The organism is Paenibacillus sp. FSL R7-0297 (genome assembly GCF_038009025.1).
Lineage (GTDB): Bacteria > Bacillota > Bacilli > Paenibacillales > Paenibacillaceae > Paenibacillus_AQ.
In genome coordinates, this window is record NZ_JBBPAQ010000001.1 from 5,381,297 (window position 1) to 5,408,211 (window position 26,915).

The 26,915-nt window shown below is 52.0% G+C and carries 23 protein-coding genes; 1 reads left to right on the forward strand and 22 read right to left on the reverse strand.

The genetic code is table 11. From position 1 onward, the window contains the following. Nucleotides 1-27 precede the first annotated feature (27 nt). The 3 genes from recG to MKZ24_RS23640 are packed head-to-tail and all read right to left on the reverse strand — an operon-like array spanning nucleotide 28 to nucleotide 4,792. A complete protein-coding gene (recG, locus tag MKZ24_RS23630) occupies nucleotides 28-2,079 on the reverse strand; it encodes an ATP-dependent DNA helicase RecG (protein ID WP_042235776.1) in 2,052 nt (683 codons plus the stop codon). A gap of 14 nt (nucleotides 2,080-2,093) precedes the next feature. Next, nucleotides 2,094-2,954, reverse strand: coding sequence for a DegV family protein (locus tag MKZ24_RS23635; RefSeq protein ID WP_042235774.1), 861 nt, complete (start codon nucleotides 2,952-2,954; stop codon nucleotides 2,094-2,096). A 59-nt stretch (nucleotides 2,955-3,013) separates the two neighbouring features. Next, entirely contained in the window at nucleotides 3,014-4,792 is a 1,779-nt protein-coding gene (locus tag MKZ24_RS23640) for a DAK2 domain-containing protein (protein ID WP_042235772.1), read from the reverse strand. 191 nt (nucleotides 4,793-4,983) lie between these two features. Between MKZ24_RS23640 and rpmB the strand changes: the two genes are divergently transcribed. Continuing rightward, nucleotides 4,984-5,172 (forward strand): 50S ribosomal protein L28, encoded by a 189-nt coding sequence (gene rpmB, locus MKZ24_RS23645; RefSeq protein WP_019911441.1) that lies wholly within the window; start codon nucleotides 4,984-4,986, stop codon nucleotides 5,170-5,172. Between the two features lie 98 nt (nucleotides 5,173-5,270). Here the strand turns inward: rpmB and spoVM are convergent, their stop codons facing one another. The 19 genes from spoVM to dapF form a co-directional block, all read right to left on the reverse strand. After that, nucleotides 5,271-5,351 carry a stage V sporulation protein SpoVM gene (gene spoVM, locus MKZ24_RS23650; protein ID WP_020431362.1) on the reverse strand — a complete coding sequence of 27 codons (81 nt, stop codon included), beginning with the start codon at nucleotides 5,349-5,351 and terminating at the stop codon, nucleotides 5,271-5,273. Between the two features lie 171 nt (nucleotides 5,352-5,522). Further along, nucleotides 5,523-6,191 (reverse strand): ribulose-phosphate 3-epimerase, encoded by a 669-nt coding sequence (gene rpe / locus MKZ24_RS23655; protein ID WP_042235769.1) that lies wholly within the window; start codon nucleotides 6,189-6,191, stop codon nucleotides 5,523-5,525. A 4-nt stretch (nucleotides 6,192-6,195) separates the two neighbouring features. After that, nucleotides 6,196-7,101, reverse strand: coding sequence for a ribosome small subunit-dependent GTPase A (rsgA, locus tag MKZ24_RS23660; protein ID WP_042136602.1), 906 nt, complete (start codon nucleotides 7,099-7,101; stop codon nucleotides 6,196-6,198). A gap of 118 nt (nucleotides 7,102-7,219) precedes the next feature. After that, entirely contained in the window at nucleotides 7,220-9,427 is a 2,208-nt protein-coding gene (gene pknB, locus MKZ24_RS23665; protein ID WP_042235767.1) for a Stk1 family PASTA domain-containing Ser/Thr kinase, read from the reverse strand. Further along, on the reverse strand, nucleotides 9,424-10,200 hold the full coding sequence (locus tag MKZ24_RS23670; RefSeq protein ID WP_042235766.1) for a Stp1/IreP family PP2C-type Ser/Thr phosphatase: 777 nt from the start codon (nucleotides 10,198-10,200) through the stop codon (nucleotides 9,424-9,426). The genes pknB and MKZ24_RS23670 overlap by 4 nt, the downstream gene beginning before the upstream one ends. A gap of 6 nt (nucleotides 10,201-10,206) precedes the next feature. Next, nucleotides 10,207-11,247, reverse strand: a complete 1,041-nt coding sequence (gene rlmN, locus MKZ24_RS23675) for a 23S rRNA (adenine(2503)-C(2))-methyltransferase RlmN (RefSeq protein WP_042235764.1) — start codon at nucleotides 11,245-11,247, stop codon at nucleotides 10,207-10,209. Between the two features lie 151 nt (nucleotides 11,248-11,398). Then, nucleotides 11,399-12,883 carry a 16S rRNA (cytosine(967)-C(5))-methyltransferase RsmB gene (gene rsmB, locus MKZ24_RS23680; RefSeq protein WP_081956500.1) on the reverse strand — a complete coding sequence of 495 codons (1,485 nt, stop codon included), beginning with the start codon at nucleotides 12,881-12,883 and terminating at the stop codon, nucleotides 11,399-11,401. Then, on the reverse strand, nucleotides 12,880-13,821 hold the full coding sequence (gene fmt / locus MKZ24_RS23685) for a methionyl-tRNA formyltransferase (RefSeq protein ID WP_042235762.1): 942 nt from the start codon (nucleotides 13,819-13,821) through the stop codon (nucleotides 12,880-12,882). The genes rsmB and fmt overlap by 4 nt, the downstream gene beginning before the upstream one ends. Nucleotides 13,822-13,826: 5 nt before the next feature. Then, nucleotides 13,827-14,312 (reverse strand): peptide deformylase, encoded by a 486-nt coding sequence (def, locus tag MKZ24_RS23690; protein WP_042235760.1) that lies wholly within the window; start codon nucleotides 14,310-14,312, stop codon nucleotides 13,827-13,829. A gap of 104 nt (nucleotides 14,313-14,416) precedes the next feature. Continuing rightward, nucleotides 14,417-16,948, reverse strand: coding sequence for a primosomal protein N' (gene priA / locus MKZ24_RS23695; protein WP_042235757.1), 2,532 nt, complete (start codon nucleotides 16,946-16,948; stop codon nucleotides 14,417-14,419). Continuing rightward, nucleotides 16,948-18,180, reverse strand: coding sequence for a bifunctional phosphopantothenoylcysteine decarboxylase/phosphopantothenate--cysteine ligase CoaBC (gene coaBC / locus MKZ24_RS23700; protein ID WP_042235754.1), 1,233 nt, complete (start codon nucleotides 18,178-18,180; stop codon nucleotides 16,948-16,950). Before coaBC ends, priA begins: the two co-directional genes overlap by 1 nt. Nucleotides 18,181-18,492: 312 nt before the next feature. Next, a complete protein-coding gene (gene rpoZ, locus MKZ24_RS23705) occupies nucleotides 18,493-18,696 on the reverse strand; it encodes a DNA-directed RNA polymerase subunit omega (protein WP_039298009.1) in 204 nt (67 codons plus the stop codon). A gap of 54 nt (nucleotides 18,697-18,750) precedes the next feature. Then, on the reverse strand, nucleotides 18,751-19,320 hold the full coding sequence (gene gmk, locus MKZ24_RS23710) for a guanylate kinase (protein WP_039298007.1): 570 nt from the start codon (nucleotides 19,318-19,320) through the stop codon (nucleotides 18,751-18,753). An 18-nt stretch (nucleotides 19,321-19,338) separates the two neighbouring features. Continuing rightward, a complete protein-coding gene (gene remA, locus MKZ24_RS23715; RefSeq protein WP_006209218.1) occupies nucleotides 19,339-19,599 on the reverse strand; it encodes an extracellular matrix/biofilm regulator RemA in 261 nt (86 codons plus the stop codon). 50 nt (nucleotides 19,600-19,649) lie between these two features. Continuing rightward, nucleotides 19,650-20,546 carry a YicC/YloC family endoribonuclease gene (locus MKZ24_RS23720; protein ID WP_042235751.1) on the reverse strand — a complete coding sequence of 299 codons (897 nt, stop codon included), beginning with the start codon at nucleotides 20,544-20,546 and terminating at the stop codon, nucleotides 19,650-19,652. Nucleotides 20,547-20,584: 38 nt separating this feature from the next. Next, on the reverse strand, nucleotides 20,585-22,459 hold the full coding sequence (locus MKZ24_RS23725) for a bifunctional homocysteine S-methyltransferase/methylenetetrahydrofolate reductase (protein ID WP_042235748.1): 1,875 nt from the start codon (nucleotides 22,457-22,459) through the stop codon (nucleotides 20,585-20,587). A gap of 257 nt (nucleotides 22,460-22,716) precedes the next feature. Further along, nucleotides 22,717-24,432, reverse strand: a complete 1,716-nt coding sequence (locus MKZ24_RS23730; protein WP_052416322.1) for a methyl-accepting chemotaxis protein — start codon at nucleotides 24,430-24,432, stop codon at nucleotides 22,717-22,719. Next, the gene (locus tag MKZ24_RS23735) at nucleotides 24,429-25,745 is read right to left on the reverse strand and encodes an ABC transporter substrate-binding protein (protein ID WP_042235745.1); all 1,317 of its coding nucleotides are present in this window, start codon (nucleotides 25,743-25,745) and stop codon (nucleotides 24,429-24,431) included. Before MKZ24_RS23735 ends, MKZ24_RS23730 begins: the two co-directional genes overlap by 4 nt. A gap of 251 nt (nucleotides 25,746-25,996) precedes the next feature. Next, entirely contained in the window at nucleotides 25,997-26,833 is an 837-nt protein-coding gene (dapF, locus tag MKZ24_RS23740) for a diaminopimelate epimerase (protein ID WP_042235742.1), read from the reverse strand. Between the last annotated feature and the right edge of the window lie 82 nt (nucleotides 26,834-26,915).

Consider the following 26,915-nt stretch of genomic DNA (forward strand, 5'->3'; position numbering starts at 1 on the left):
TGAGGGTTGGTCTCCGCATGTGCCTAATCAGTCAATTAAATCTCCCTGGAAAATTTGCTCCTGCTGCAGGTACCCGCGCAGCGGAGCATAATCCGCTGATGTCCAGAACGCGGCATCCCGCAGCAGCTCCGCAGCATCATCGCGCGCCAGCTCCAGCGTTTCGAAATCGGCTGTCATATCCGCCAACCTGAATTCCGGCAGCCCGCTCTGCTTCGTCCCGAAGAAATCCCCCGGTCCCCGCAGCTCCAGATCACGCCGGGACACCTCGAAGCCGTCGTCCGTATCCGTCATGGCCGTCATCCGCTCTCTGCCAATCTCAGATTTGGGATCTGCCATCAGCACGCAGTAGGAAGTATGCTCCCCTCTGCCAACCCGTCCGCGCAGCTGATGCAGCTGGGACAGGCCGAAGCGGTCGGCATCCATGATGATCATCAGCGTGGCATTCGGCACGTCCACCCCCACCTCTACGACCGTCGTAGAGACCAGCAGCTGCACTTCGTTGCTATAGAAGGCACGCATTACTTCATCCTTCTCCGCAGGTGTCATCCGCCCGTGAAGCAGCCCTACCTTGTATCCCGGGAAAGCCTGAGACATCTGAACATGCAGATCAATCGCATTCTGCACATCGAGCTTCTCCGACTCCTCAATGAGCGGACAAATCAGATAGGCCTGCCGGCCCTGGTCTATCTCGCGGCTGATCAGATTCAGCACCCGCTCCATCAGATCGGGCTTCACCCAGTAGGTCGTAATCGGTACGCGTCCCTTCGGCCGTTCCGACAGTGTAGACACATCCATGTCGCCAAAAACAGTGATCGCCAGCGTACGCGGAATCGGGGTTGCCGTCATCGTCAGCACATCCGGATTATAGCCCTTGCGCCGCAGGACGCTGCGCTGGTTCACCCCGAAGCGGTGCTGCTCATCCGTGACTACAAGCCCCAGACTGCGGAAGAAGACATCATCCTGTATTAACGCATGGGTTCCGACGACCACATCCAGCATTCCCAGCTGCAGGGAAGCCAGCAGATCCTTACGTTTGCGTCCGGTCACACTCCCGGTCAGCAGACCGACGGTTATACCAAACGGCTCAAACATCCTCGTAAGCGAGCGCATATGCTGCTCTGCCAGGATTTCAGTCGGCACCATCAGTGCCCCCTGGAACCCTGACCTTACAGTGGCATACAGTGCGATTGCCGCCAGCACGGTTTTGCCGGAGCCTACATCGCCTTGCAGTAGCCGGTTCATACAATGCCCTGAGCGCATGTCATGCAGAATCTCCAGCTCTACATGCTTCTGGGCGTCCGTCAGTTCAAACGGCAGGCTCCGCACAAACTGGCGAACTGTAGCGTTATCCACTGTATGGACCACACCGTCCATTCTGCCGCGGTTTAGTACACGGAAGGCCTGTACCTTGAGCTGGAACAAGAATAGCTCTTCATAGACCATCCTGCGCCTTCCCTGCTGACCTTCGCGTGTATCCTCCGGCTGATGGATAGTGGCAATCGCCTTTTTACGCGACATGAAATCATATTTGCGCATAATACTGTGCGGCAGTATTTCCGGAATCAGCTCTCCATACTGCTGCAGGGCCTGGCCTATGACTTTGCGGATCCATGACTGAGTGATCTTGCCGCCTACAGAGTACACCGGCTGCAAGGTTCCTGTCTTGCCTTCTCCCCGGTCCGGAAATTCATAATTGGTTACGGTAATCTGATTGCGTTTCTGGTCCCATTTCCCGGTTAATACTACTTCGCGGCCCACTGTCAGCTGCTCACGTGCATAATGCTGATTGAACCATGTTGCCGTGAACATCCACGGCTCGGCCACCATCTTGCAGCTCATACGTGATTTGCCCCCGAAGCGCTGCAGCACCGGAATGCCGATCACCTTAGCTACCAGGGTTGCTTTATCCCCATGCTTAACTTCACTAAGAGACTTAGGCCGGAAATCCTCATAACGGAACGGGTAGTATTCCAGCAAATCCTTCACTGTAAAGACGCCAAAGGCGTGAAGCTCACCTTGCTTTTGAGCGCTCACGCCAGTTATTTGTTTCACTTCAATGGATTCCAAAGCCAGCACCATGTTCATCCCCTATACTAGGCGGGCCAGATGAATACGGCTAAGGTCCCGTTGCCGACATGGCTGCCTACGACAGGTCCAATGTTGGTCAGTACCTTCTCTTCCAAGGTGAAATGCCCGGACAATTCCCTCAGGAATTCTTCGCCGGAAGCCGGTTCAGCCGTATGACCCACGGCCACATTGATTTTGTTCACACCCGGCAGATCCGCCTTGAACAGCTCGATCATGCGGGCAACTGCCTTCTTGCGGCCTCTAACCTTCTCTACCGCATAGATGATTCCTTCTGCATCGATCGACAGGATCGGCTTGATATTGAGCAGCGTACCCAGGATGGCGGACGCTTTGCCGATTCTGCCGCCCTTCTGGAGATATTCCAGCGTATCCACCAGGAAGTACAGCTTGCGCGACTTGCGCAGACTCTCTACCTGCTCCAGAATTTCCTCCGGCGCCTTACCCTGCCCGGCCAATCTAGCGGCTTCCACTACCATGAACCCGAATCCGTAGGAAGCGGACAGGGAGTCAACCACGGTGACCGACTCCCCTTCCTCTTCCAGCATGGATTTGGCCAGGACAGCAGATTGATAGGTTCCGCTAAGTCCGGAGGAGATATGGAAGGACAGGATCGGACTGCCCGGATAACGTTCCTGAATGCTGCGGTACACGTTCATATATTCGACCGGCGACGGCTGTGAGGTGGTCGGCAACTGCGGCGAGCGGGGAAGACGCTCATAGAACTGCTCCGGAGTCATATCCAGATTATCCCGGAAAGCCTCTTCGCCGAACATCAGTGTCAGCGGAACGACTTCAATGCCGTACTGATCCGCCAAGGCAGGCGGGATATCGGAAGTGCTGTCGGTAACGATTACGGTACGATTCATGGATTTCCTCCCCATACTATGATTAGCTGATCCACTCTGCTTGCTTAGGTCTAAGATGTCTATGGCTCCACTGAGAAAAGATAGTAATACAGCGGCTGGCCTCCATCATGAACTTCTACTTCAACCTGCGGATACGTTTCTTCCAGCCATGTGCTGAGGGAATCTGTAACGTCTGCTTCGGTATCTGCACCTGTCAGCACCGTTACAATCTCGTCACCGTTCACCAGCATGCTAGCCAGCAGCTGCTTGCTTACAGCAAGCAGTTCATCGGCGGCAGCAACGATCTTGGAGTTCGAGATTCCGATATACTGCCCGGCTTTGATCTCCAGCTCTTCAATGACTGTATCCCGCACGGCATTGGTAACCTGTCCCGATTTGACCTGTGCGATTGCCTCCAGCATATTGCTCGTGTTGGCATCTACCGCTTCCTCTTCCTGGAAAGCAAAGGCGGCCGAGATTCCCTGGGGAATACTCTTGCTAGGGATAACCGTGATGTCACGTTCGCCTTCCAGCAGCTCCTTGGCCTGCTGCGCAGCCAGTACTATATTGGAGTTATTCGGCAAAATGTAGATATGCTTCGCTGAAATAGAAGAAATCGCATTAACGAAATCCTCCGTGCTCGGGTTCATCGTCTGGCCGCCGGCCAGGATGGCATCCACGCCAAGGCTGCGGAAGATATCAGAGATTCCATCTCCCGAAGAGACTGCGATGAAGCCGTATGGCGCCAGATCATCCGCAGGAGGAACTGCCGGCGACTGTATGCTGGCCTTCTCTTCCGGAATATCGGCGAATACATCCGGCATTGGAGCAATATCCATTCCGGCTGTCAACAGATCGCGGTGCTGCTCACGCATATTAAGAATGTGAATCTGTGTGATCTCACCATGCAGCAGCGCCAGGTTAAGCACCTCGCCGGGAGTCTTCGAGTGCACATGCACCTTGATGGTCTCATCATCCGAAATTACGATGATGGAGTCACCGTTAACTGACAACGCTTTCCGAAAAACTTCCTCATCAAAATCTGATTTCACAGATGCGCCAAGCTGGCGGTTGATGAAAAATTCCATATCATATAAAAATTCGATGTCTTCCGTAGAAAGCTGGGATTGGGCGGAAGACTGTACGGAGGACAATACGTTCTCAGGTTTAGTCAGTACTGCTGCAGGAATTGGTGCAGGAACTGAGGCTTGTCCTTGTACAGGTGTCTGTACAGCGGCTGATCCGCTGGTCAGATACTGGTGGAAACCTTCATAGATGTAGACCAGACCCTGCCCGCCGGAATCCACAACACCGACCTGCTTGAGCACAGGCAGAAGTTCAGGTGTATTGGCTAGCGCTTCCTTGGCTTTGGCCAAAACCTCGGTCATCAGCTCAGTAACATCCGTTGTACGGCGCGCATAATACACTGCATGTCTCGCAGCTTCCTTGGCGACGGTAAGAATCGTGCCTTCAACCGGTTTAACCACTGCTTTGTAGGCTGTATCAACGCCAGTCTGCAGTGCTGCAGCGAACTGCTGCGTGTTCAATTCTTCATATTGGGCTGCATAACGTCCAAGACCTCTGAATAACTGCGACAAAATAACGCCGGAGTTCCCCCGCGCGCCCATCAAGAGTCCTTTGGAGAGTACTCCTGCACATTGGCCTACAGAGGCAGTATTATTTTTCTTCAATTCATTCGCGCCAGCGGTCATCGTCAAATTCATGTTTGTTCCCGTGTCTCCATCCGGAACCGGAAAAACATTTAAAGAATTGACATGCTCCGCATGCTGCTGCAGCTTTTCCGCACCGGCGAGTACCATTGCGGTAAAATCTGTCCCGTTTATAGAACGCTTACTCAATGAGAATTCCCCTTCCTAACTTCATGCCTAATCAATTCTATGATTAACTGGACATAATGCACTAATTTATATTGTACTATAAGAGTCTAAAGAAATAAATGTTTTTGAATCGGTTGACGTAGCAAATTTTGCTGTGATATTATATTTAAGTATTGTTTTACGCAGGTGTAAGTAACAAGGAGGTGTAATCTATGTCCCGCAAATGTACAGTAACAGGCAAGAAACCGGGCAGCGGCAACCACGTGTCTCACGCAAACAACCGCAACCGTCGCTCTTGGGGAGTTAACGTTCAGAAGGTCCGTATCCTAGTGAACGGCAAACCGAAACGCGTGTACGTCAGCACCCGTGCTTTGAAAGCCGGTAAAGTTGAACGCGTTTAGTCTTGGATTATCCTAGACCTAGCGATATCTCATATGAAGCAAAAAGCACCCTTTACATTCGTAAGGTGCTTTTTTTCATGTTTTCTGTTCTGCCTCGCTCAGCTCTTCTGAAAAGTGTTCAAAATCGCTTTAACAAAACCTCCCAAAAATCTTGGCAGCTTGAACGTGTAAAATTTCATGATTAACCCTCCCATCAATTCATGCCATGCAGTAGGAGACTATCCTGTCATGATGTGTATGCCAACGAACTGCAGACCTCCCTTATTGTACAAAAAAAGGCTACATGAGATTTCTGCTCATGTAACCATATTTATGCGGGTATAACTTGGCCTATACCTAAGCACTCCGGATTAAAGGACAGCACCATCCGCCGCCTCGCGGATCGCCCGGATTGCACCTGCACGGTCACTGCGTCCGAAGACCGCATTGCCCGCTACTAATACATCTGCCCCTGCTTGAGCCACGAGTGGCGCTGTAGCCTCGGCAATTCCTCCGTCCACCTCAATGCGCAGCCCCTTGTGATTCATCTCACCGGCCCATTCTCTTAGCTGTGTAATCTTATGCAGCGTACGCGGAATGAAGGCTTGTCCGCCAAATCCCGGATTCACTGTCATGACCAGCACCAGATCAACATCCTCGAGAACCTCACGCACAGCCGCTGCTGGAGTACCCGGATTAATCGCCACACCGGCCATCAGGCCGAGCTCCTTGATCTGATGAACCACCCGGTCCAGGTGTACACAAGCTTCGGCATGGACGGTAATTACAGCCGCCCCTGCGGCGGCAAAATCAGCAATATACCGTTCCGGATTCTCGATCATCAGATGAACATCCAGCGGCAAGGAAGTATGAGCCTTGACCGCTGCCACTATGGCAGGACCCAGGGTTATATTCGGCACAAAATGACCGTCCATCACATCTACATGAATCCAGTCTGCACCGCTGGCTTCGGCTTCCTTGACTTCTGCGCCAAGTGCGGCAAAATCTGCCGACAATATGGAAGGAGCAATAATAACCATGTGTTTAGTACCTCCGCTTTTTATCTTTCATTTCGTTGTAGAACAGCTTGTAATGCTCATAGCGGCTATCCGCAATCTCTCCAGCCTGCAATGCTTCTATCACCTTGCAGCCCGGTTCGTGAAGATGGCTGCAGCCGCGGAATTTGCAATTCTCCGCATAGGAAGCGAACTCACGGAAGCATTCGGACAATTCATCCACACCCAGCTCCAGAAAGTCCAGCTGGCTGAAACCTGGTGTATCGGCCACGAAACCGCCATTCCCGATATCCATCAATTCAACGTGACGCGTCGTATGACGCCCGCGGCCAAGCCGCATACTGATTTCACCTGTCTCCAGCTCAAGGCCAGGTACGAGGCGGTTCAGCAGGGTTGACTTTCCTACGCCGGACTGGCCTGAGAATACGCTGATGATTCCGCCCAATCGCTTCCGCAGCTCATCAGCACCTGATCCGTTTAGTGAGCTCGTAACCATTACTTCATAGCCAATTTGTTCATAGAGAGCTTTGACTGCTTCTGTAGCCTGGCCCTCATCATCCGCCAGATCCTGCTTGGTCAATACAATCAGCGTGTCCAGTCCTGAATGCTCGATGTGAACGAGAAATTTGTCCAGCAGGTTGAGGTTCATATCCGGTTCCCGTACAGAGAACAGCAGTACGGCCAGCTTCACGTTCGCTACCTGCGGACGGATCAGTTCAGAGTCACGGGGGAGCAGTTCATCCACCATCCCCTCCCCGTTCTCGGTCAGCATATAGATAATCCGGTCACCTACCAGAGGGGCTATTCCTCTTTTCTTCAGTATTCCGCGTCCCCGGCATTGTACAGCCTGTTCCTCCGTTGCGATGAGTCCATCCTTAAGCGGCTTCACATAGTAATATCCGCTCAGCGCTTTGATAATGATTCCTTCAGGCATACATATTAAGCCTTCCTCTCCTGATTTTGCGCAAATGACCCAAGATTGGATCCCCCGGGTCATTTCGCCGCTCCAGCTGTAATGGTGTTGCCACCGCCCCGCTGAAGCTTATCTCTTTTTATTTATTTTTGCCCTTGCCCTTGCCATTTCCAGGGGAAGCGGCAAGCAGTTTATTATTGTTGTCTTTACCTGGTACGAAGCCCGTCTGATCACCTGTACCTGTCTCGTTGCCCTCTCCGGTGCCCGGCGGCAGAATCTCAGGTTCGATCGTCGGCTCAACCGGAGCCTCAGTAGGTGTAACGGTCGGCTCAGGTGCCTGAGTCTGAACCGGAGGCGGTTCAGGCGTCTGCACATTATTATTCTTGACATCCACGTAAGTTATAGGATAAGTCTCGAGGAATTCCCCGTCCCGGTATACAGACACCATTCCGTCCTTGTTGGGAGCAAGCACCATGTTCACGGATAAGGTCTGACTTTTGCCAATCGTGCGTGTACCCCACTCCTGGTTCTCGCCATTATTACGCGCATCTGCAAAGACAATACGGATTTTGCTCTTCTGTCCGTCCACTGCAGGTGCAACCGGTACGTTAAAGGTATATTCCAGTGCTTCCGGAGGATAACCTGAACTGAGGTAAATGGTTATTTTCTCTCCAGGGGGAACCTGATCCCCTTCCTCATATGCCCACTGCTTCGTGACTTCGCCCTTCTCATAAGTGAAGCTTGGCTCTTCCTTAATCTCATCCAGCACAAGGCCGGCTTTCTCAATCGCTGCTCTGGCTTCCTTCTCCGTCATTCCAAGGAGGCCCGGCATATTCGTGCTCTCTTCGCCCTTGCTCACGATTAGCTTAACCGTTACAGTCTCAGGATCATACTCACTATTTGCCGCAGGCTCAGAGCTGATTACTTTGCCCTTGTCAAATTCTTCACTGAAACGTTCGTCCGGACTGCTGATTCTATCCTGTGCAATTCCCAGTGCAATTAGTTCCTTAACTGCATCGTCATAGCTCATATTAGAAACATCCTTAAGCTTAGGCAGAACCTTGGCGGTACTTACCGTAAGGATAATATGCGTTCCTTCCTTGACCATCGTGTCAGTCTTGCTCTGTTTCCAGACGATATTCTCTGCAAAATTCGGGTTGTACGCCTGCACGGGCGGCTCCTCTGCGAACAAGCCCACCTCTTCTAGGGCAGCTTTGGCTTGCTCAAATGAAATACCGGTAACAACCGGCACCGCCACTTCATCCACGGACAATTTGGAGTTGACATACCAGACGACCCCGCCCATGGCGATCAGCAGGATAAGGGTAAGACTGATCCACAGCGCCGCGCGGCCCGATTTGCGCTTGCCGGGTGGAGGAGGCGGAGCATCCTCCATACTGCGGACACGTTCCTCTCCACCGCCGCCACGGCTGCCCAGCCCCCGCTGGAGCGGTTTGATTGCAGGAATTACCCGCGTTCTGTCCTCGTCCTCTTCGTCATCGAATAAGACCTTGGACTCGCTCCGCCGTTCTGGCAGCAGACAGGTCTCCAGATCCTGCAGCATTTGCTTGGCGGACTGATACCTTTCTTCCGGATTCTTGCGCATGGATCTCAGGATTACATTCTCCACGCTTTGCGGAATCAGCGGATTCAGCAGGCGCGGCTCCTCAAATTCCTCCTGCAGATGCTTCAGCGCTACACTAATCGGGCTTTCCCCCAGAAAAGGCAGCACCCCGGTAAGCATCTGATAGAGCACGATTCCCAGAGAATAGAGGTCGCTCTTCTCTCCTGTGGTCACGCCTTTGGCATGCTCAGGCGAGAAATAATGCACGGAACCGACCACGGAACCCGTCTGGGTTATGGTAGTGGACGTAACCGCCCGGGCAATCCCGAAATCCGTTACTTTAACCCGGCCATTACGGCCGATCAGAATATTATGAGGTTTAATATCGCGGTGAATAATCTGATTCAGATGCGCATGATCAAGCGCATCACAAATTTGTGATGCAATCCGCACGGACTCGTCAACCTGCAGCGGAGCCCGCTCTTTAATGATTTCGTTAAGATTCTTGCCTTCAATATATTCCATAACAATATAATGAACTTCATCTTCCTGGCCGACATCGTAAATGCTGACTACATTTGGATGAGATAACGATGCAGCTGATTGCGCCTCCCGCCGGAACCGGCGGATGAATTCCTCATCATGCACAAACTGGTTGCGCAATACTTTGATAGCAACATTCCGGTTGAGCAGAATGTCATGGGCTCTGTAGACGAGCGCCATGCCACCTCCACCGATCCGTTCGATGACTTGGTAGCGGCCGCCCAATTCGTGACCGATCATCTATCCCACTCCTTTGTCTCGGGCACTGCGGCCTCTCCTTGGTGTTCTAACATAGCAACGCTGATATTATCGTTGCCGCCGGCAAGCAATGCCAGCTGAAGTAATCGATCCGCTCTTTCTTCCAGAGAAATCTCATGAATTCCGGCTACCTTGGCCATATGCTCGGGGCTGACGAAATTGCTGAGTCCGTCGCTGCACAGCAGCAGAAGCTCCTGAGGCGCAAGCATAACAGAAGCCAGATCTGCAGACACCACGGCATCCGTCCCCAGAGCCCGGGTCAGCACATTACGGCGCGGATGGCTGCCCAGCTCCTCCAGGCTGATCTGGCCGTTCTTGAACAGCTCATTGACCAGCGTATGGTCCTCGGTTAGTTGTATTGCAGCACCGTCCTGAATGAGATATGCCCTGCTGTCTCCGATATGGCCGATGTATCCCGCTGACCCTTTCAGTAGAGCAGCTACGATGGTAGTCCCCATGTTGTGGTATTTCTCATCGCTTTGAGCCTCTTTGTGGACCGTGTGATTGGCTTCCAATATGGCGGCTGACAGTGCCTCCTTCAGCTCTGCCTCCGGAAGATCAGGCTGAAGCTGGTCCAGAATGTTCCTGACCGTCTCCAGCGCAATTCTGCTCGCGGTATCGCCAGCCAAATGTCCACCCATCCCGTCGGCTATAATGCCGAGGGTATAACCGTGGCGCGTAGCGCCGATCCAGACCGAATCCTCATTGACGGTACGTACCCGGCCAATGTCGCTGGCTTGAACTGTTCTGATCAAATATCCTCACCCCAACTCCATATGTTTGGCACGCAGCTGACCGCATGCGGCCGCAATATCATGGCCTTGCTCACGGCGGATCGTAACGTTCACGCCATGATCGGCCAGTATACGCTGAAATTCAAAGATATCATTGCGGGAAGTCCGTACATACTTGCGCTCAGGCACATGGTTAACCGGAATCAGGTTCACATGGCAGAGCATGGTCTTAAGCACACCCGCTAATTCCTCGGCATGCTCAGGCTGATCGTTCACTCCGCCGATCAAGGCATATTCGAAGCTGATCCGGCGGCCTGTCTTGGCCTGATAGTAGCGCAATGACTCGATTACATCATCAAACGGATAGCGGCGGTTAACCGGCATCAGCTTGGAACGGAGCGTATCATTAGGCGCATGAATCGAGATCGCCAGATTGATCTGCGTATCTTCGTCAGCAAACTTGTAAATATTCGGCACAATCCCGCTGGTCGATACTGTAATATGGCGCTGGCCAATATTCAGACCCTTCTCATGGATCATGAGGCGCAGGAATCTCATGGTTGCGTCGTAGTTCTCGAAAGGTTCGCCGGTGCCCATGATAACAATGCTGCTGACGCGTTCGCCGCGGGCATCAAGAATCTGCTGGGAACGCACTACCTGGGCCACAATCTCCCCTGCGGTCAGATCACGCTTCAGACCTCCAAGCGTAGACGCGCAGAAGGTACAGCCGATCCGGCAGCCCACCTGGGTAGTTACACATACGCTGTTGCCGTAATTGTGCTTCATAATAACTGTCTCAATCGCATGATCATCATGCAGACCGAACAGGAATTTCACAGTACCGTCTTTGGATTCCAGCTTCGTAATTTCGGTCAGTGCCGAAATACTGAATTGTTCCACCAGCTTGCCGCGCAGTGCCTTGGAGAGATTGCTCATGGATTCAAATTCATTGACCCGCTTCACATACAGCCAGTCAAAAATCTGTCCGCCGCGAAAAGCCGGCTCTCCGTTATCCTTGGCCCACTGCTGCAACTCTTCTAAAGAAAAATCATATATTAAAGGTTTCATTGTTATTAGCACCTGTTCTTTCGTAAATTATATGCGTATTATTTCTCATTCTTCCTATTTTAACACAAATTCCAGAGCCGGTAAAAGAAAAGCCCGCCGCGCAAAACCTCTGCGGGGCGGGAAGCTGTAATTCCATGCAGAAATCACTATATTACGAGAGTCGCTCCAGCCGGGCAATATAGAATCCGTCGCTTCCAAAATGATGGGGAAGCAGCTGTATTCCATCGCCTGCGGCAATTGCGGTTCCCTCAAGCCGTCCCCAGACGGCGGTCTTGAAGCTGACCGGAGCGAACCCGGGATTATGCTCCAGGAACTCCCCGATAATCCGGCCGTTCTCCACCTGCTCGGTAGTGCAGGTGCTGTAGACCAATACACCGCCAGGCTTAAGGAGCCCGGCGACCGACTGCAGCAGTTCATGCTGCAGCGCAGCTACGCTGTCCACATCTCCGGGCTGCTTCCGCCACTTCAGATCCGGCTTGCGCCGGATCACTCCAAGCCCCGAGCAAGGGGCATCCAGCAGAATCCGGTCGAAGGATTCCGGCTGAAGAACGGCACCCAACTGCAGTGCGTCGCCGCTTAAGGTGGCGATGCATTCCAGACCCAGACGGGCCGCCTGATCTGCGATAAGCTTCGCCTTATGCTCATGCAGATCATTGGCCAGTATAGCTCCTTCGTCCTTCATCAACTCGCCCATATGCGCGCTTTTGCCTCCGGGAGCGGCGCAGCAGTCCAGCACCTTCATTCCTGCTTCAGGAGCTACAACCTCAGCCACCAGCATGGAGCTTTCATCCTGCACTGAGAGATACCCGTCCCTGTACCAGGAAGTCAGAGCCATATTGCCGCCGCCCTTAACAATCACCCCGAAGGGGCTAACCTTCGATTCAGAGGCCTCAAGACCCGCTTCGAGCATCTCGGCCAGCAGCGCCTCACGGCTGATCATAGTTGTATTGACGCGGACGCTGACCGCAGGCGCTTCGTTATTCGCAGCACACATGGCCTCCGCCGTGTCTGTGCCATATTCCGCAGACCAGCGCTGCACCATCCAGAGCGGATGGGAATGAACAATAGAGATCCGCTCTTCCCTGCTGAGCCCCTCCGGCAACACCGGTAGTTCCCCGGCCCGCAGCACGCTTCGAAGCACGCCGTTAACCATGCCGGAAATACCCTGATGGCCGCGTTTCTTGGCTATATTCACAGCCTCATTAACGGCTGCATGCGAAGGAACCCGGTCCAGATACATAATCTGGTACAGGCTCAGACGCAGCAAATTACGCACCCAAGGCTGAAGCTTAGCTACTCCCTTGCTCACAAAACCCTCCAGAACATAATCCAGAGTAATCATCCGTGAGATCGTGCCATACACCAGCTCCGTAGCCAGTCCGGTATCTTCACGGCTGAGAGCGCCCTTCTGCAGGCTGCTGCCGAGCAGCAGATTGCTGTAGGCCCCCTGCTGCTCTACGCGGACAAGAACATCAAGCGCAACCTCGCGTGCAGAAGCTGCCGCCGGCGGTTTGCCGCCCGGCTTCTTCTTGCCTGCTCCTCTGGCTTGACCACCCGGAGCTGAGCTCCCGGAAGCCGCTGATGTATTGCCGCCAGAAGGATTACGCGGTCCGCCGCCTTTGCCGCCCGCGCTCAACCCAGCACCGTGCCGGGCTTAAGACTTGCGCCGCGGCTGAAATCTGCCGCACTCATCGCTTTTTTGCCGGCAGGCTGTACGGTTGTCAACAGGAGAATCCCGTCGCCGGTCTTCACTTCAACCCCGCGTTCGCTTACAGACAGCACTGTACCCGGAGCAGCATTGCCGCCGGTGGAACTGCCGTTATCCGGCTTCGCCGCCGCCCATACCTTGAAGGTCTCGTCATTCCATAGGGTGAAGGCACCCGAGAATGGTACCAGCCCGCGGATACGGTTATAGGTTGCCAGTGACCCGGCCGTCCAGTCGATCCGTTCATCTTCGCGGCTTAGATTCGGCGCATAAGTTGCTTCGCTGTCATCCTGCACCGTCGCCTCTACACGTCCAGCCGCGAGGCGCGGCATTTCCGCCTTCAGTAAATCACGTCCGGCAATGCTCAGCTTCCCGAACATGGTGCCTGAGGTATCCTCGTCCTCAATCGGCACCTCTACCCGCGAGATCATATCTCCGGTATCCAGTCCTTCCGCCATATACATCAGCGTCACACCCGTTACCTTCTCACCGTTAATGATGCAGCGCTGGATCGGGGCGCCGCCGCGGTATTTCGGCAGCAGTGAGCCATGGACATTCACACATCCGTTCTTCGGCAGCTCCAGCACACTTTTCGGCAGAATCTGCCCGTAAGCCGCTGTAACAATCAGATCCGGCTCATAGGCAGCCAGTTCAGCTACCGCCTCCGGGCGCCGCATCCGTTCCGGCTGAAGAACCGGCAAGCCCAGTTCAAGTGCAGCCTCTTTCACAGGTGAAGGGGCAAGCGTCTTCTTGCGTCCTTGCGGACGGTCCGGCTGGGTAACCACTGCGACTACCTCATAGCCCTCCTCCAGCAGCATCCGCAGGGAGGGTACCGCAAAAGCCGGCGTTCCCATGAACACTATCTTCATTTCATTCACTCCTCAGTTTCACTGCGTTCTGCTGTATACTCATATACCTTCTCGGCGATATCCGTGAACAGCACACCGTTCAGGTGATCGATTTCATGCTGAAAAGCCCGTGCAAGCAATCCGCTTCCGGTAATTGTAATTTCGTTGCCTTCACGGTCCAGACCGCGTACGGTTACTGTCTCTGCACGGCGTACATCGCCGTTCAGGCCGGGGATACTCAGGCAGCCTTCAGGTCCGAACTGCTCCCCGTCCATGCTGATAATCTCAGGGTTAATCAGCTTGATCAATCCATGCTCTTCATCGGCATCGATTACGATTAGACGCTTTAGAATTCCAACCTGCGGAGCTGCGAGACCAACACCTTCCGCGTCATACATCGTATCCGCCATATCGTCGAGCAGTTTTTGCACATTCGGGGTTACGGTTGTTACGGTCTTAGCTTTCTTGTGTAATACTTCATCCGGTTCTTTCACGATCAGCCTGATTGCCATTACAAAAACACCATCCTTGTTCTGAACATGTCTATAGTATATAAAATGAAATCATTCTTTCATTTCATAGTAAAACACCTTACCCATTGTAACACGCCGGGAGATTACATCAACATCTGCGGGTCCACATCAATGCTGATCTGCAGTCCTTTGTCACGGACAGAGTCCTCCAGCTCCTCGGCCACCTGACGGGCCAGTCCGATCGCATCAATCGCACCGCGCCATTTGATAATACACTGGAATCTGTAACGGCCTTTGAGCCGCGGCAAGGGTGACGCTACCGGACCCAGCAGATCCAGTGCATCCGAGGAGAGCTTGTCCAGGCTTCCATACCAGCGCAGCTGCCTTGCTTTGCCCTGGATATTCAGGGCATAATTCTCCGCCAGCTTCAGCAGCAGCGGAAGCTGCTCATGCGATAGCGTAACCAGAATCAGCCGGCAATACGGCGGATAATGCAGCTCCTTGCGGTGCTTCAGCTCATCCCGCACGAACGACCTGTAGTCATGACCGCTGGCATGTATAATCGAATAATGCTCCGGTGTATAAGACTGCACCACCACTTCACCGGGGAGCTGATGTCTGCCCGCTCTTCCGGCAACCTGTGTGAGCAGCTGGAAGGTCTTCTCGGCCGCCCGGAAATCCGGCAGGTTCAGCGCCGAGTCCGCAGTGATTACACCGACCAGTGTAACATCGGGGAAGTCTAGTCCCTTAGCCACCATCTGCGTTCCCAGCAGGACATCGGCCTTCTTATCCCTGAACTGGTTGAGCAGCTTCTCATGTGAACCCTTCTCTGTGGTTGTATCCACATCCATGCGGATGACGCGGATACCCGGAAACAGCTTGCCCAGCTCCTCTTCAACCCGCTGGGTCCCTGTCCCGAAGAAGCGGATATGCTCGCTGCCGCATTCGGGACACAGCTTGGGTGCCGGCTCGGCATGGCCGCAGTAGTGGCAACGCAGATTGTCACTGCGGCTATGATAAGTCAGCGAGATGTCGCATTCCGGACAACCGGCGACATATCCGCAGCTCCGGCACATGACGAAGGTTGAGAACCCTCTGCGGTTCAATAGAAGCACCGTCTGCTCCCCGCGTTCCAGCCTACTCACCAGCGCAGCATGCAGCCTGCGGCTGAACATCGAGCGGTTGCCTTCCTTCAGCTCGTCCCGCATGTCGACCACCGCCACCTTGGGCAGCTCGTTGCCGAGTGCCCGGCTGGGCATCTCCAGCAGGATAGGCGAGAAATGAATGTCGCTCTGTGATCTGGCTGCGTGATAGCTCTCCAGCGAAGGCGTAGCCGAGCCCAGAATCACTACTGCCCCGCCCTGCTGTGCCCGGCGGACCGCGACATCACGGGCATGATATTTCGGATTTTCTTCCTGCTTATAAGAGCCTTCATGCTCTTCATCCATGATTATGAGGCCCAGATTGGCGAACGGAGCAAACACTGCCGAGCGTGCGCCGACAGCAACCATCGCTTTACCCTCACGGATCTTGCGCCATTCGTCGTAGCGTTCGCCGACAGACAGCCGGCTGTGCATTACCGCCACCCCGCTGCCGAACCGGCCTTTGAACCGTTCAACCATCTGTGGAGTCAGGGCAATTTCCGGCACCAGCACTACAGCCTGACGCCCTTGCTCCACACAGCGCTGAATGCACTGCAGATAAATCTCCGTCTTCCCGCTGCCCGTTACCCCATGCAACAAGAAGACTTCATGCGTTTGCTGCTCAACAGTTCCCACAATCCGCTTATAGACAACCTCTTGCTCCGCTGTCAGCGGCAAGGGTGTGCTCGGCTTGAAATCGCGTCCCTGATAGGGGTCGCGGTATACTTCAATTTCACTAATCTCAATATACCCTTTGTCCTCCAGAGCCTTAACCGTGCCGGCCGTTACCTGAAGAACCGATAGCACATCCTTGAGCGGCATGGGAAGTGTTGCCTCCATATCGATCAGGAAAGACAGAATTTCCTTCTGGCGCGCCGAACGTGCCGGGAAGCCGGACAGGGATTCGCGTGCTGCCGAGAGGCCTATGGCCAAATCAACCGCCTTCAGCTTCTTCTTGCCCATCTTGTCCTTGATCGACTGGCTCTCCGCCAGCACCCCGCGCCGCACCATGAACTTTACAGTCTCAGCAGCCTCCGGGAAGGTACGGGTCAGCAGCTTCATGGATACTTCCCCGTGACGTCTGACGAAGTCAGTAATCTCCTGCTCTTCGTTGTCTGCCTCCAGGAAAAGCGGAAACAGCTCATCTCCGGGAGTATAGGCTGCTGCCTCTGTATCACCCAGTGAGATCAGCCGCTCGGCTTTTCCCTTCAAGGCAGTCGGAAGCATAGCCTGCAGTGCGGAGATCCGTCTGCAAGCATATCTTTGACTTATCCAGTCGCCCAGCTCAACCAGCTCCGGCGACAGCGGAGGCAGCAGATCGAGCACTTCCACAATCGGCTTCATTCTTGATACACTGCCGGTCTCTCCCGACTCCAGGGATACAACAAAGCCCTGAACGGTCCGGGGTCCAAACGGAACTGCCACTCTGCTGCCTACTTCAATCCAAAGCTTCAGTGAATCGGGAATCAAATAATCAAACGGCCGGTCGGTGCTGCGCACAGGAACATCGACTATGACCTTGGCAATATCCATTATAACAAGGCTCCGGCAACACGCTCAGCAGCGAGCTGCAGCACCCGGCGCGCTACCTCATCCTTGGAGGCTAAGGGAAGATCCAGAACCAGACCGTCTGCATCATAGACTGACACAATATTGGTATCTGTGCCGAATCCGGCACCTTCCACTGCAACATCGTTGGCTACGATCAGATCAAGATTCTTGCGCACCAGCTTGTCTTTGGCGTAGTATTCCGCATTCCCGGTTTCGGCGGCAAACCCGATCAGGAACTGCTTATCCTTCATTTTGCCGAGACTCTCCAGAATATCCGTAGTCTTCACCAGTTCAAGGGTCATGGTGTCACCACTCTTTTTGATCTTGGACTCCGCGCTGTGTCTCGGGCGGTAATCTGCGACAGCAGCCGCTTTAATGAGAATGTCGCAATCGGCCCAGCGTTCCGTGACCGCTTCATACATATCCTGCGCCGATTCCACGCGGACCAGCCGGATATCGGCATCTCGCGGCGGCGCTTCATCCGTACGCGCGGCGATCAAGGTGACCTCTGCCCCCATGGCGCGTGCTGCCCGCGCCAGCGCGAAGCCCATTTTTCCGGAGGAATCATTGGAAATGTACCGGACAGGATCGATACGTTCAACCGTACCGCCAGCGGTAACAACTACCTTTTTACCAGCGAGCGGGCCGGATTTCTTGTCGTTCTGCAGCGCAAAGAAGTTCTCCACAACCTTCACGATCGCTTCCGGCTCTTCCATCCGCCCTTTGCCCACGTAACCGCAGGCCAGCAGTCCTTCGCCCGGTTCAATAAAGTGTACCCCCCGGTTGTATAGTGTATCGATATTGCTGAGTACCGCCGGATGCTGATACATGTGAACATTCATCGCAGGGGCCACCATTACAGGAGCTGTAGCGGCAAGAAGTGTAGTAGACAGCATATCATCTGCCAGCCCGTGCGCCATTTTGGCAATAATATTTGCGGTAGCCGGTGCGATCAAGACCAGATCGGCCGAATCCGCCAGATCAATATGTGAGATGGAGGACGGGTCGCGTTCCTGAAAAGTATCGCTGTATACCCTCTGCTTGGACAATGACTGCAGTGTCAGCTCCGTAATGAACTGCTTTGCCGAAGCAGTCATAATAACATGAACCTCGGCGCCTTGCTGGGTAAGCTTGCTGGTGAGGGCCGCCGCCTTATAGGCAGCAATGCCTCCTGTAATTCCGAGTATAATCGACTTTCCTTGTAAACTCTTCAAACTGATCTCCCCCCTGTACCTCAATCTGTGCCCATTGTATATGCCGCTATGAAAAGAAGAAATGAAAATCTTCATATTTACGTCAAAAGGAAGCTGTATAGATTTCATTTAGTTTTTTGAATAAAGGAACTAAATTCCCTTATAAATAGAGAAAAAAATAACAACCTTCCGGTTGTCAGGAACAGCCCGGTGCGGGCCATTATCTATTTCATTGTGCAGCTTAACTGGCTTAACTCAAGAAGAAACGGCTGCGCCATCCCTAAGCGGGATGGTTTCCGTTTCTGCTGTGAGCCTTGAGCCGGAACCTTGAGACTATTCTTCGTCGCCGCGGGTTACGATAATGCGGTCTTCATAGATCTCTTCAAGCGCAACACCAACATACTTGTGCGATCTCGGGTTCTTGATATCAGTCTTTCCGCCTTCACGGAGTGCTCTAGCCCGGCGGGCTGAAGCGACAACCAGGGAATACTTGCTGTCGACCTTGGTCACCAGTTCGTCAATGGATGGATATAGCATGTAAGACACCTCTTCATCTTTTACTGTAAATATGAACCAATCCTGTAGAGCCTGTCATCTCACCTTACAATGTTCGGCGATAATAATGCTTTCTATTCGCTTGCAGGCCAGATCGATCTCGTCATTCACTACTGCGTAATCATAATGCCGGATCAGGCCGATCTCATCCTCTGCAACAGACATGCGGTGATTAATCACATCAGGATGCTCCGTACCGCGTCCGCGGATACGGTCCTTCAACTCGTCCATCGACGGAGGAAGAAGGAAGACAAAGATGCCTTCCGGGAATTTGTCTTTGACTTTGAGAGCTCCCTGAACCTCGATTTCCAGAATAATATCTCTTCCGCTCTCGAGTGTTCTCTCCACAAAGTCACGCGGAGTACCGTAATAATTGCCTACGTACTCCGCATATTCGAGCAGCTGGTCACCTTCAATCATGTCCGCAAACTGCTCTCTGGATTTGAAAAAATAATTGACGCCGTTCTCTTCACCTGCACGCGGTGAACGCGTGGTGGCGGAAACGGAATAGACGAGTTCAGGCATCTTCGGCCGCAGCGCAGTGCATACCGTACCTTTGCCGACGCCGGAAGGGCCGGATAATATGATCAGCAATCCTTTTGACATAGTACACTCCATTTGTTGTTATTCGTCGTTATCGTCATCTTTGCTGGATAGGCGGTGAGCAACGGTCTCCGGCTGAACGGCCGAGAGAATGACGTGGTCGCTGTCTGTAATGATGACGGCCCGCGTCCGTCTTCCGTAGGTGGCGTCGATCAGCATATGCCGGTCTCTGGCCTCCTGAATAATTCGTTTGATCGGTGCAGATTCCGGGCTGACAATGGAAATAATGCGGTTGGCCGACACGATATTCCCAAAGCCGATGTTGATTAATTTGATTGCCATGTTCCGGTTGTTCCCCCCATAAGTTACATCTTTGCTTGTTTCAGGTCCTGTTATTCTAAATTCGCCGCTTGCTCGCGTATCTTCTCAAGCTCCGCTTTCATGTCAAGCGTGAGATTCACGATGTCCAGATGATTGCACTTGGACCCGATGGTGTTGGTCTCCCTGTTCATCTCCTGAATGAGAAAATCAAGTTTGCGTCCTGCAGGTTCACTGCCAAGCAGCAAAGCCCTGCATTGCCCGAAATGACTGTACAGCCGGGTAAGCTCCTCATCTATACTGCAGCGGTCGGCGAAAATAGCAATGTCCATGCCGAATTTATGCTCATCCCATGGGAAGTTCCCGTCATTCAGTCCGCTGAGCCGCTGCCGCAGCTTCTCGCGGTATTCATGCACAACCAGAGGCGCAAGCCCGGTTATCCCGGCATGCAGCTTCTCCAGTCGGTCAAGCCGGCGTGACAGATCAGCAGCCAGATACCCGCCCTCGCGGGCACGCATCTCCAGCAGGGCCTCCAGACTAAGGCGGAGCCCCTTCTCGAGGAGCTCTGCAACTTCTTCAGTAGGATCCGCAGCAGTAGTTGGAATCTCTTCATTGAATTCCATAACACCGGGCATAGAAAGTATATCACGGAGAGTCAACTCTCCCTGGAATCCATACTCCTGTCTTAAGGCCCCTGCTGCGTCCAGATAGGACTTCACCAGAGTACGGTTCAGCGCATGCGCGTCAGCCGCACCCTCAGTGAGTTCCCTATTAATGATGACATCTACCCGTCCCCGTTTGATATGGGCTTGAACCAGCCGCCGCACCATATCCTCATAACCCGTCCAATCCCGGGGCATCCGCAGCACAACTTCGCAGTAACGGTTATTCACCGATTTGACTTCGAAACTAATCTTGTGTCCACCGAATTGCAGGGATGACTGACCGTATCCGGTCATACTAAATGACAACGGAATCACATCCATTACACTATTGTAATTGATTCTTACTAGCGAAACAAGGGGGACAATCTGCGTCCCTGCTTCGCCCAGACATACTCCAGCAGCTGTACACTCATATCATAGAACATAAAGGGTGTAATCAGATAGATGCCGTTAAAATGCGCAGTCGCCGCATCCAGCAGCTCCTTGGCAATGAGCACGCCTTCCGCGCGCCCCGCTTCGCCTTCCAGTCCCTGCATGCGGCTGCGGACCTCGGGGGAGAGCTGAATTCCCGGAACCTCATTATGGAGATATTCAGCGTTCCGGCCGCTGGCCAGCGGCATGATTCCGATAAAAATCGGAATATCCAGATGCTCTGTGGCTTTGGCAATCCGGGCAATTAATTCAGGATCATAGACAGGCTGGGTCATAATGTAATCCGCACCGGATGCGATCTTCTTCTCCAGCCGCTCCACCGCCTTGTCCAAATGCTTGACATTGGGATTAAATGCAGCACCGATCACGAACTTCGCCTTCTGTTTGAGCGGCTTGCCCGAGAAGGCGACACCGTCATTCAGCTGTCTGATCATACGTATAATTTCAAAAGAGGTCAGATCATAAATCGAGCTGGACCCGGGCAGATCACCGAAACGCGCCGGATCACCGGTTACCGCCAGTACATGGTCAATGCCAAGAGCGTCAAAGCCCATTAAATGCGACTGGGTACCAATCAGATTGCGGTCCCGGCAGGCAATATGCACCAGCGGCCGCAGCCCCGTACGGGCCTGAACCAGATGTCCCAGTGCCATATTGCTCATCCGGGTAACCGCAAGCGAGTTATCTGCCAGCGTCAGCGCATCCGCCCCGGCTCTGCGCAGCGCTTCCGCTCCCCGCATGAACTTCGCGATGTCAAGATCACGCGGCGGATCAAGCTCTACGATCACTGTATGCCGTTCCTTCACCAGATCCACAAGCGTCGGCTCTGCTCCGCCCTGTCCTTCATCCTCACTCAAATGCTCATGCACAGAAATCCGTTCTGCCATTCTATGTTCATCAGGTTCCGGTAACGGAGTAATCGCATAATCCTTGAGTGCAGCGGAAATTTCTGCAATATGCCGGGGAGTAGTGCCGCAGCATCCACCGATGATCCGGCTGCCCATATCCGCGAAGACCGGAGCCATCTGGCCGAAATATTCCGGTGACGCCCCATAGCGGTACTGGCCGTCCACATAATCTGCTACCCCCGCATTGGGATAGATCGATACCGGAAGCACAAGCCGCCCCTGAAGAGTGCCCAGCGCACGCTTGATGCCGTTCGGCCCGGTGTTGCAGTTGAAGCCGATTACATCCGCCCCGTCCTGTTCCAGAATGCGGAACGCCTCAGGCAGTGTCAGCCCGTCCAGTGTGCGCGCTGAGTCATCTACAGCCAGCTGGCAGATTACAGGAAGTCCGCTGAGCTTGCGGACGGTTCGGAGCGCCAGATGAAGCTCTTCCACATCATAAAAGGTCTCCAGCATGATACCGTCCGGCTGCTCTTCCAGCAGCGCAGCAATCTGCTGCGAGAAAAACCGCTTAAGTTCAGCCGAGGATAAATTAGCCCGTTTGCCGGCTCGTATAGAACCCACAGCCCCGACTACATAGCCGGTCTCTCCGGCTGCACGGCGGGCAATACTCACCCCGGCGCGGTTGATCTCCGCAACCTTCGCTTCCAGCCCGAATTTGGAGAGCTTATCATAGTTTGCCGAATATGTGTTACTCTCCAGCAGGACTGAACCGGCTTCCATGTAGCTCCGGTGCACATCCTCAATCACCTCCGGAGAGGTCAGATTCAATTCCTCATAGGAGATGCCTACAGGAAATCCCTTTTGATATAAAAAGGTTCCCATCGCCCCGTCTCCGACCAATACGTTATTCTCCCATGCAGAGCGCAAATCCGGCTTCACCGCAAGAACCTCCCCTATACTGTCATTAGTTTCATACTAATGTAACATAAAACGGGATGGATGATAAGCTTTAGCAAGCAAAAGCTATACGTCTTAACAGACCTTAACAAGTGGAAACGGCTTTGCCGGCCTTTTATTAGGACGGTACCGTTTCAGCGAGAAATATAAGGATAAGTTATTATGTGAAACATATAAATTCTTATATTTTAAAAAAGCAAATCTCCGAGTGGGAGACTTGCTGTGAAATTAATGAAGGATTAGCTAATTTTGAATTTTCCAGCCAGTTCTAATAATTCTTCAGACATTTTTGCCAGAGCCATAGATGCACTATTGACTTCTTCTACCGTTGCCAGTGTTTCCTGCGCAGAAGCTGACACACTTTGTGTCCCATCAGAGGTTGCATTAACAATTGCAGATATCCCTTCAAAGGTTGTAACCAGATTGTTGGTATCAAGGGACATTTCTTTGGAGGCCTCAGAAACTTCACTAATCTCAGCAGTCACACCATTCATGGCCAATTCTATTTGTCCAAAAGCTTCCACCGCTTCAGTGACCGAACGGATGCCCACAAGCACCACTTCTTCTCCCTTCAATACCTTGGATACGCTGATTTCGCTCTCCGCCTGTATACTCTTGATGACCTCAGATATCTGTTTTCCTGACATAGCGGTTTGGTCAGCAAGCTTTTTCACCTCAGAAGCTACAACTGCAAATCCTCGGCCTGCTTCTCCTGCACGCGCCGCTTCGATAGAGGCATTCAAGGACAACAGATGAGTCTGTTCTGCAATCTCATTGATAAAGTTAATAATGGTACCGATTTGCTTTGATTTCTCACCCAGGGATTTAACAGATACGGCAACCTCAGTAGAGTTATCCTTGATCGATGACATTTGCAGTATAGCTAATTTAACGGCATCTGAACCCTGAACCACAATTTGCGAGGCATTAATAGCGGACTGGTTCACACTATAGGCACTTTCTTCAATAAAAAATGCCTGTTCATTCATCCTGTTTACCATCTTCATGCTTCCGGCTATACTTTCCACTTGTTTATCCGTACCTTGGGCCAGATTCTCAGTAGTGCGGGCAATATGTTCAGTGGCTTGGCTTGTTTGCTCAGCACCTGCTGTCAGTTCTTCAGCGGAAGCTGCAACCTGCTCTGCATGAGACCCGATCTCCTGAATCAGATGCCGCAGATTGCCCGACATGTGATTAAAGGAAATGGCCAAATCTCCAAGCTCATCCTTATTCTTGATATGAATCTCGTTAAGTGTCAAATCGCCGTCAGCAATCCGGACAGCTGCAGTCTGCAGCAGCTTAATGGGCTTGGATATCTGACTGCTGATCAGCACAGAGGATGCCACTGCTGCTATTAGAGATATGATACTGATTCCTATGATTGTCGCTTTCACATCTTTGGCATGTTGCTGTGCCATTGCAGTTCTATTATCAGCTTCAGCCTGTTCTGTGGTAACCAGGTTGCGGGCTACTTCAACAAACTTATCAAGCACAACGCTTTGATTAACCGCAATAGAAACAACACTCTCTACTTCACCTTTATTTTTCGCGTCAATCATCTGATCGGAGATTACAATAAATTGCAGCTGCAACAGATCTAATCCGGCCAAAATCTGCTTATTTCCGGGATCAGTTATCAGTGATTCCAGCTTCGCATGATGTTCCATGAATTCGAGGCGTGCAGCTGCATAACCATCCATTTTTTTCGGATCTGCGGAAATAATATAATCGGATACATTGGCATGTTCAGATTCGATTGTAGTGTTCAAATCTTTGAGTAAGCCAATCGTAGCCACTTGTTTTTCCAGGAGGCTGGTATAGGTTCCGTTAATTTGTGAGAGATAGATGTATCCGGTAGCTCCGAGAAACACCAGCAAAATCAAAACAATCCCAAATCCTACATACAACCGCTGTTTTATACTTTTTGCTTGAAATAACCCCTGGATTCTGTTCACTTGTTTCCCTCCCCCCTTGGCCCCAAAATCTCTTCAGCCTGTGCTCTGAACGTGCTTGCAGCCGCCTCTGGTGTAATACTGCCGGCATACAGGTTTTTTTGTATGATTTTCAGAGCATTTTGAACAACTGTATCAGACAGTGGTGCCGGCGGATCGATTGGGGTAGAGTGTTTAGCAATATAATTCATATATGTATATTGTTCTTTCCCCTGTTCGGTGGACTGACCGGATAATTCTTCAGCAATTTTAGAAGCAATCGGAACGCCTCGGTCACCCTTAAGAATGTTATTCGCTTCCTTGTTATTGGTGAGAAAATCAACGAATTTAACCGCCGCTTCTTTATGTTTAGAATAAGAAGATACCATTATGAACATGGAAGGTTTCACAAAGTTCCCTTCTGCAACAGCCCCCTCAACCGTGGGAAGGTTCATGATTTTCAGGGTTCTGCCCGCTTCGTCACCGTTCGAAACCATTTGGTTGCTTACAAGTTGTAAAAATGCGGCTTTCCCGGTTGCCAGCGCATTTTTCTCATCAGAGGATGAATTCGTACCGGGGTTCAGAAGCCCCTGATCCAGCCATGTTTTCGTCAAGGTCAGATATTCAACCAGCGTGGCATCTTTGAAACCAAGACCCGTTTTTTCTTTATTGTAAAAGGATTCGCCGTTCATTCTGAACCAGTAAGGCAAATCAAACATCGCATACAGAGGATAAAAACCCGGGGTTTCCACCTTGTCTTTAAATTGCTGCATGGTTTGTTGCAGATCCTGAATAGAATACGAATCTTGAAGCAGCTCTATGCCATACTGTTCAAACATAGCAGGGTCATATGCAATTCCGAGAGCATTCGATCCCATGGGGATGCCATACTGCTTCCCCTCATACTGTCCGGAGGCCAGATAGGATTTATCCACATCGGACAGATCAAGAATCTTGGATTTTATATATGGTTCGAGCGGCTCGATTAAGTTATGCGTGACATAATTGAAAGCAAAATTATAGTCTGTCTGCATAATATCCGGTGTTTTTTGCTCAGCGGTATCGATCGCTAACTTTTGGGCTACCTCGGCAGTTGAAGAGTAATCCTCTGTTTTTATTTTTATATTGGGATTCTCTTTCTCAAACATCTCAATAACCTTTAACGTGATCTCCTTACGGGTTGGTTTCCCCCACCACATAAAATTCAATGTGATTGGTTCATCCGACTTCTGTTCTTCTTCGTTCCCTTTCCCAGCACAGCCCACAAGTGATATGAACATCACAAAGGTTAATAAAATTGCTGAAATACGTGTTGGTTTGTGTTTTTTGTGTTTCATGAATGCCCGCCTCTCTAATACTAATCAATGTCTGGAAAGTAAATTTCTTTAATTGTAAGAAACTTATACTCTATATCGGTTGGTCCAGTTGTTTTTTCCTGCACTTATTCGACTTTATTCAACAATAAGAATGTTATCCTATAGTACATAAGTTAACTCTCTACATAAATACGAAAAAAGAGCTATTTCCAAGTGAATATTCCACTTGAGAATAGCTCTTATAGTGTTGATCTTTAATTGGGTCAGACAGATTAAATATCCACCGACCCGGTATACACCACCTGTGCAGGACCCGTCATATACACATGGTTATCTTCCTCATCCCACTCGATGAACAGGTCGCCGCCCTTCAGGCTGATCCAGGCTGAACGGTCCGTTACCCCGTTCAGTACGGAGGAGACCAGAGTGGCACAGGCTCCGGTTCCGCAGGCCAGTGTAGGTCCGGCGCCGCGCTCCCAGACACGCATATCCACATGTCCGCGGTCCACAACGGTAGCGAACTCCACATTTACTTTGCGCGGGAAGAGCGGGTGAACCTCCAGCTTCGGTCCCCATGTGCCTAGGTCGAAGGATACTGCATCGTCTACATAAATGACCGCATGCGGATTACCCATGGATACGGCAGTGAATTTGAATTCCGTTCCGTCCGCCTCGATCGGCTGATCCAGCACAGGCTCTGCATCGATAGCTACAGGAATCTGCAGTCCTGACAATACCGGCTCGCCCATATCCACTGTAACAGTCTCCACTACACCATCTTTTACCTTCAGGGACACTTTCTGTTCACCGGCACCAATCGTTTCAATCACAATCTGCTCCGATTCCACCAGTCCGTGCTCATACACATATTTGGAGACACAGCGGATGGCATTGCCGCATTGCTCGGCTTCCGAGCCGTCAGAGTTCATGATACGCATCATATAATCACCGCGCTCTGAAGGCAGAATATACACCAGACCGTCAGCGCCGATGCCGAAGAACCGGTTGCACAGCGTAATTGCCAGCTCCGAAGCATTGCCCGGCAGCTCATCCTCGCCGAATACAACTATAAAGTCATTGCCTAGTCCGTGCATCTTAGTAAATTCCATTGTATCGTCCACTCCTAAAAGTTTTGTTTGAAATATGCCAGCCGGTTCATCATAAACCAAGCTTCCCAGTGTAACCAGCATA

What these genes read in the sequence shown, in the direction of transcription:
- recG (WP_042235776.1), bottom strand. Translation starts at nt 2,079, where the DNA reads ATGGTGCTGGCTTTGGAATCCATTGAAGTGAAACAAATAACTGGCGTG.
- MKZ24_RS23635 (WP_042235774.1), bottom strand. Translation starts at nt 2,954, where the DNA reads ATGAATCGTACCGTAATCGTTACCGACAGCACTTCCGATATCCCGCCT.
- rpmB (WP_019911441.1), top strand. Translation starts at nt 4,984, where the DNA reads ATGTCCCGCAAATGTACAGTAACAGGCAAGAAACCGGGCAGCGGCAAC.
- spoVM (WP_020431362.1), bottom strand. Translation starts at nt 5,351, where the DNA reads ATGAAATTTTACACGTTCAAGCTGCCAAGATTTTTGGGAGGTTTTGTT.
- rpe (WP_042235769.1), bottom strand. Translation starts at nt 6,191, where the DNA reads ATGGTTATTATTGCTCCTTCCATATTGTCGGCAGATTTTGCCGCACTT.
- rsgA (WP_042136602.1), bottom strand. Translation starts at nt 7,101, where the DNA reads ATGCCTGAAGGAATCATTATCAAAGCGCTGAGCGGATATTACTATGTG.
- pknB (WP_042235767.1), bottom strand. Translation starts at nt 9,427, where the DNA reads ATGATCGGTCACGAATTGGGCGGCCGCTACCAAGTCATCGAACGGATC.
- rlmN (WP_042235764.1), bottom strand. Translation starts at nt 11,247, where the DNA reads ATGAAACCTTTAATATATGATTTTTCTTTAGAAGAGTTGCAGCAGTGG.
- fmt (WP_042235762.1), bottom strand. Translation starts at nt 13,821, where the DNA reads ATGAAGATAGTGTTCATGGGAACGCCGGCTTTTGCGGTACCCTCCCTG.
- def (WP_042235760.1), bottom strand. Translation starts at nt 14,312, where the DNA reads ATGGCAATCAGGCTGATCGTGAAAGAACCGGATGAAGTATTACACAAG.
- priA (WP_042235757.1), bottom strand. Translation starts at nt 16,948, where the DNA reads ATGGATATTGCCAAGGTCATAGTCGATGTTCCTGTGCGCAGCACCGAC.
- rpoZ (WP_039298009.1), bottom strand. Translation starts at nt 18,696, where the DNA reads ATGCTATATCCATCCATTGACGAACTGGTGACCAAGGTCGACAGCAAG.
- gmk (WP_039298007.1), bottom strand. Translation starts at nt 19,320, where the DNA reads ATGTCAAAAGGATTGCTGATCATATTATCCGGCCCTTCCGGCGTCGGC.
- remA (WP_006209218.1), bottom strand. Translation starts at nt 19,599, where the DNA reads ATGGCAATCAAATTAATCAACATCGGCTTTGGGAATATCGTGTCGGCC.
- MKZ24_RS23735 (WP_042235745.1), bottom strand. Translation starts at nt 25,745, where the DNA reads ATGAAACACAAAAAACACAAACCAACACGTATTTCAGCAATTTTATTA.
- dapF (WP_042235742.1), bottom strand. Translation starts at nt 26,833, where the DNA reads ATGGAATTTACTAAGATGCACGGACTAGGCAATGACTTTATAGTTGTA.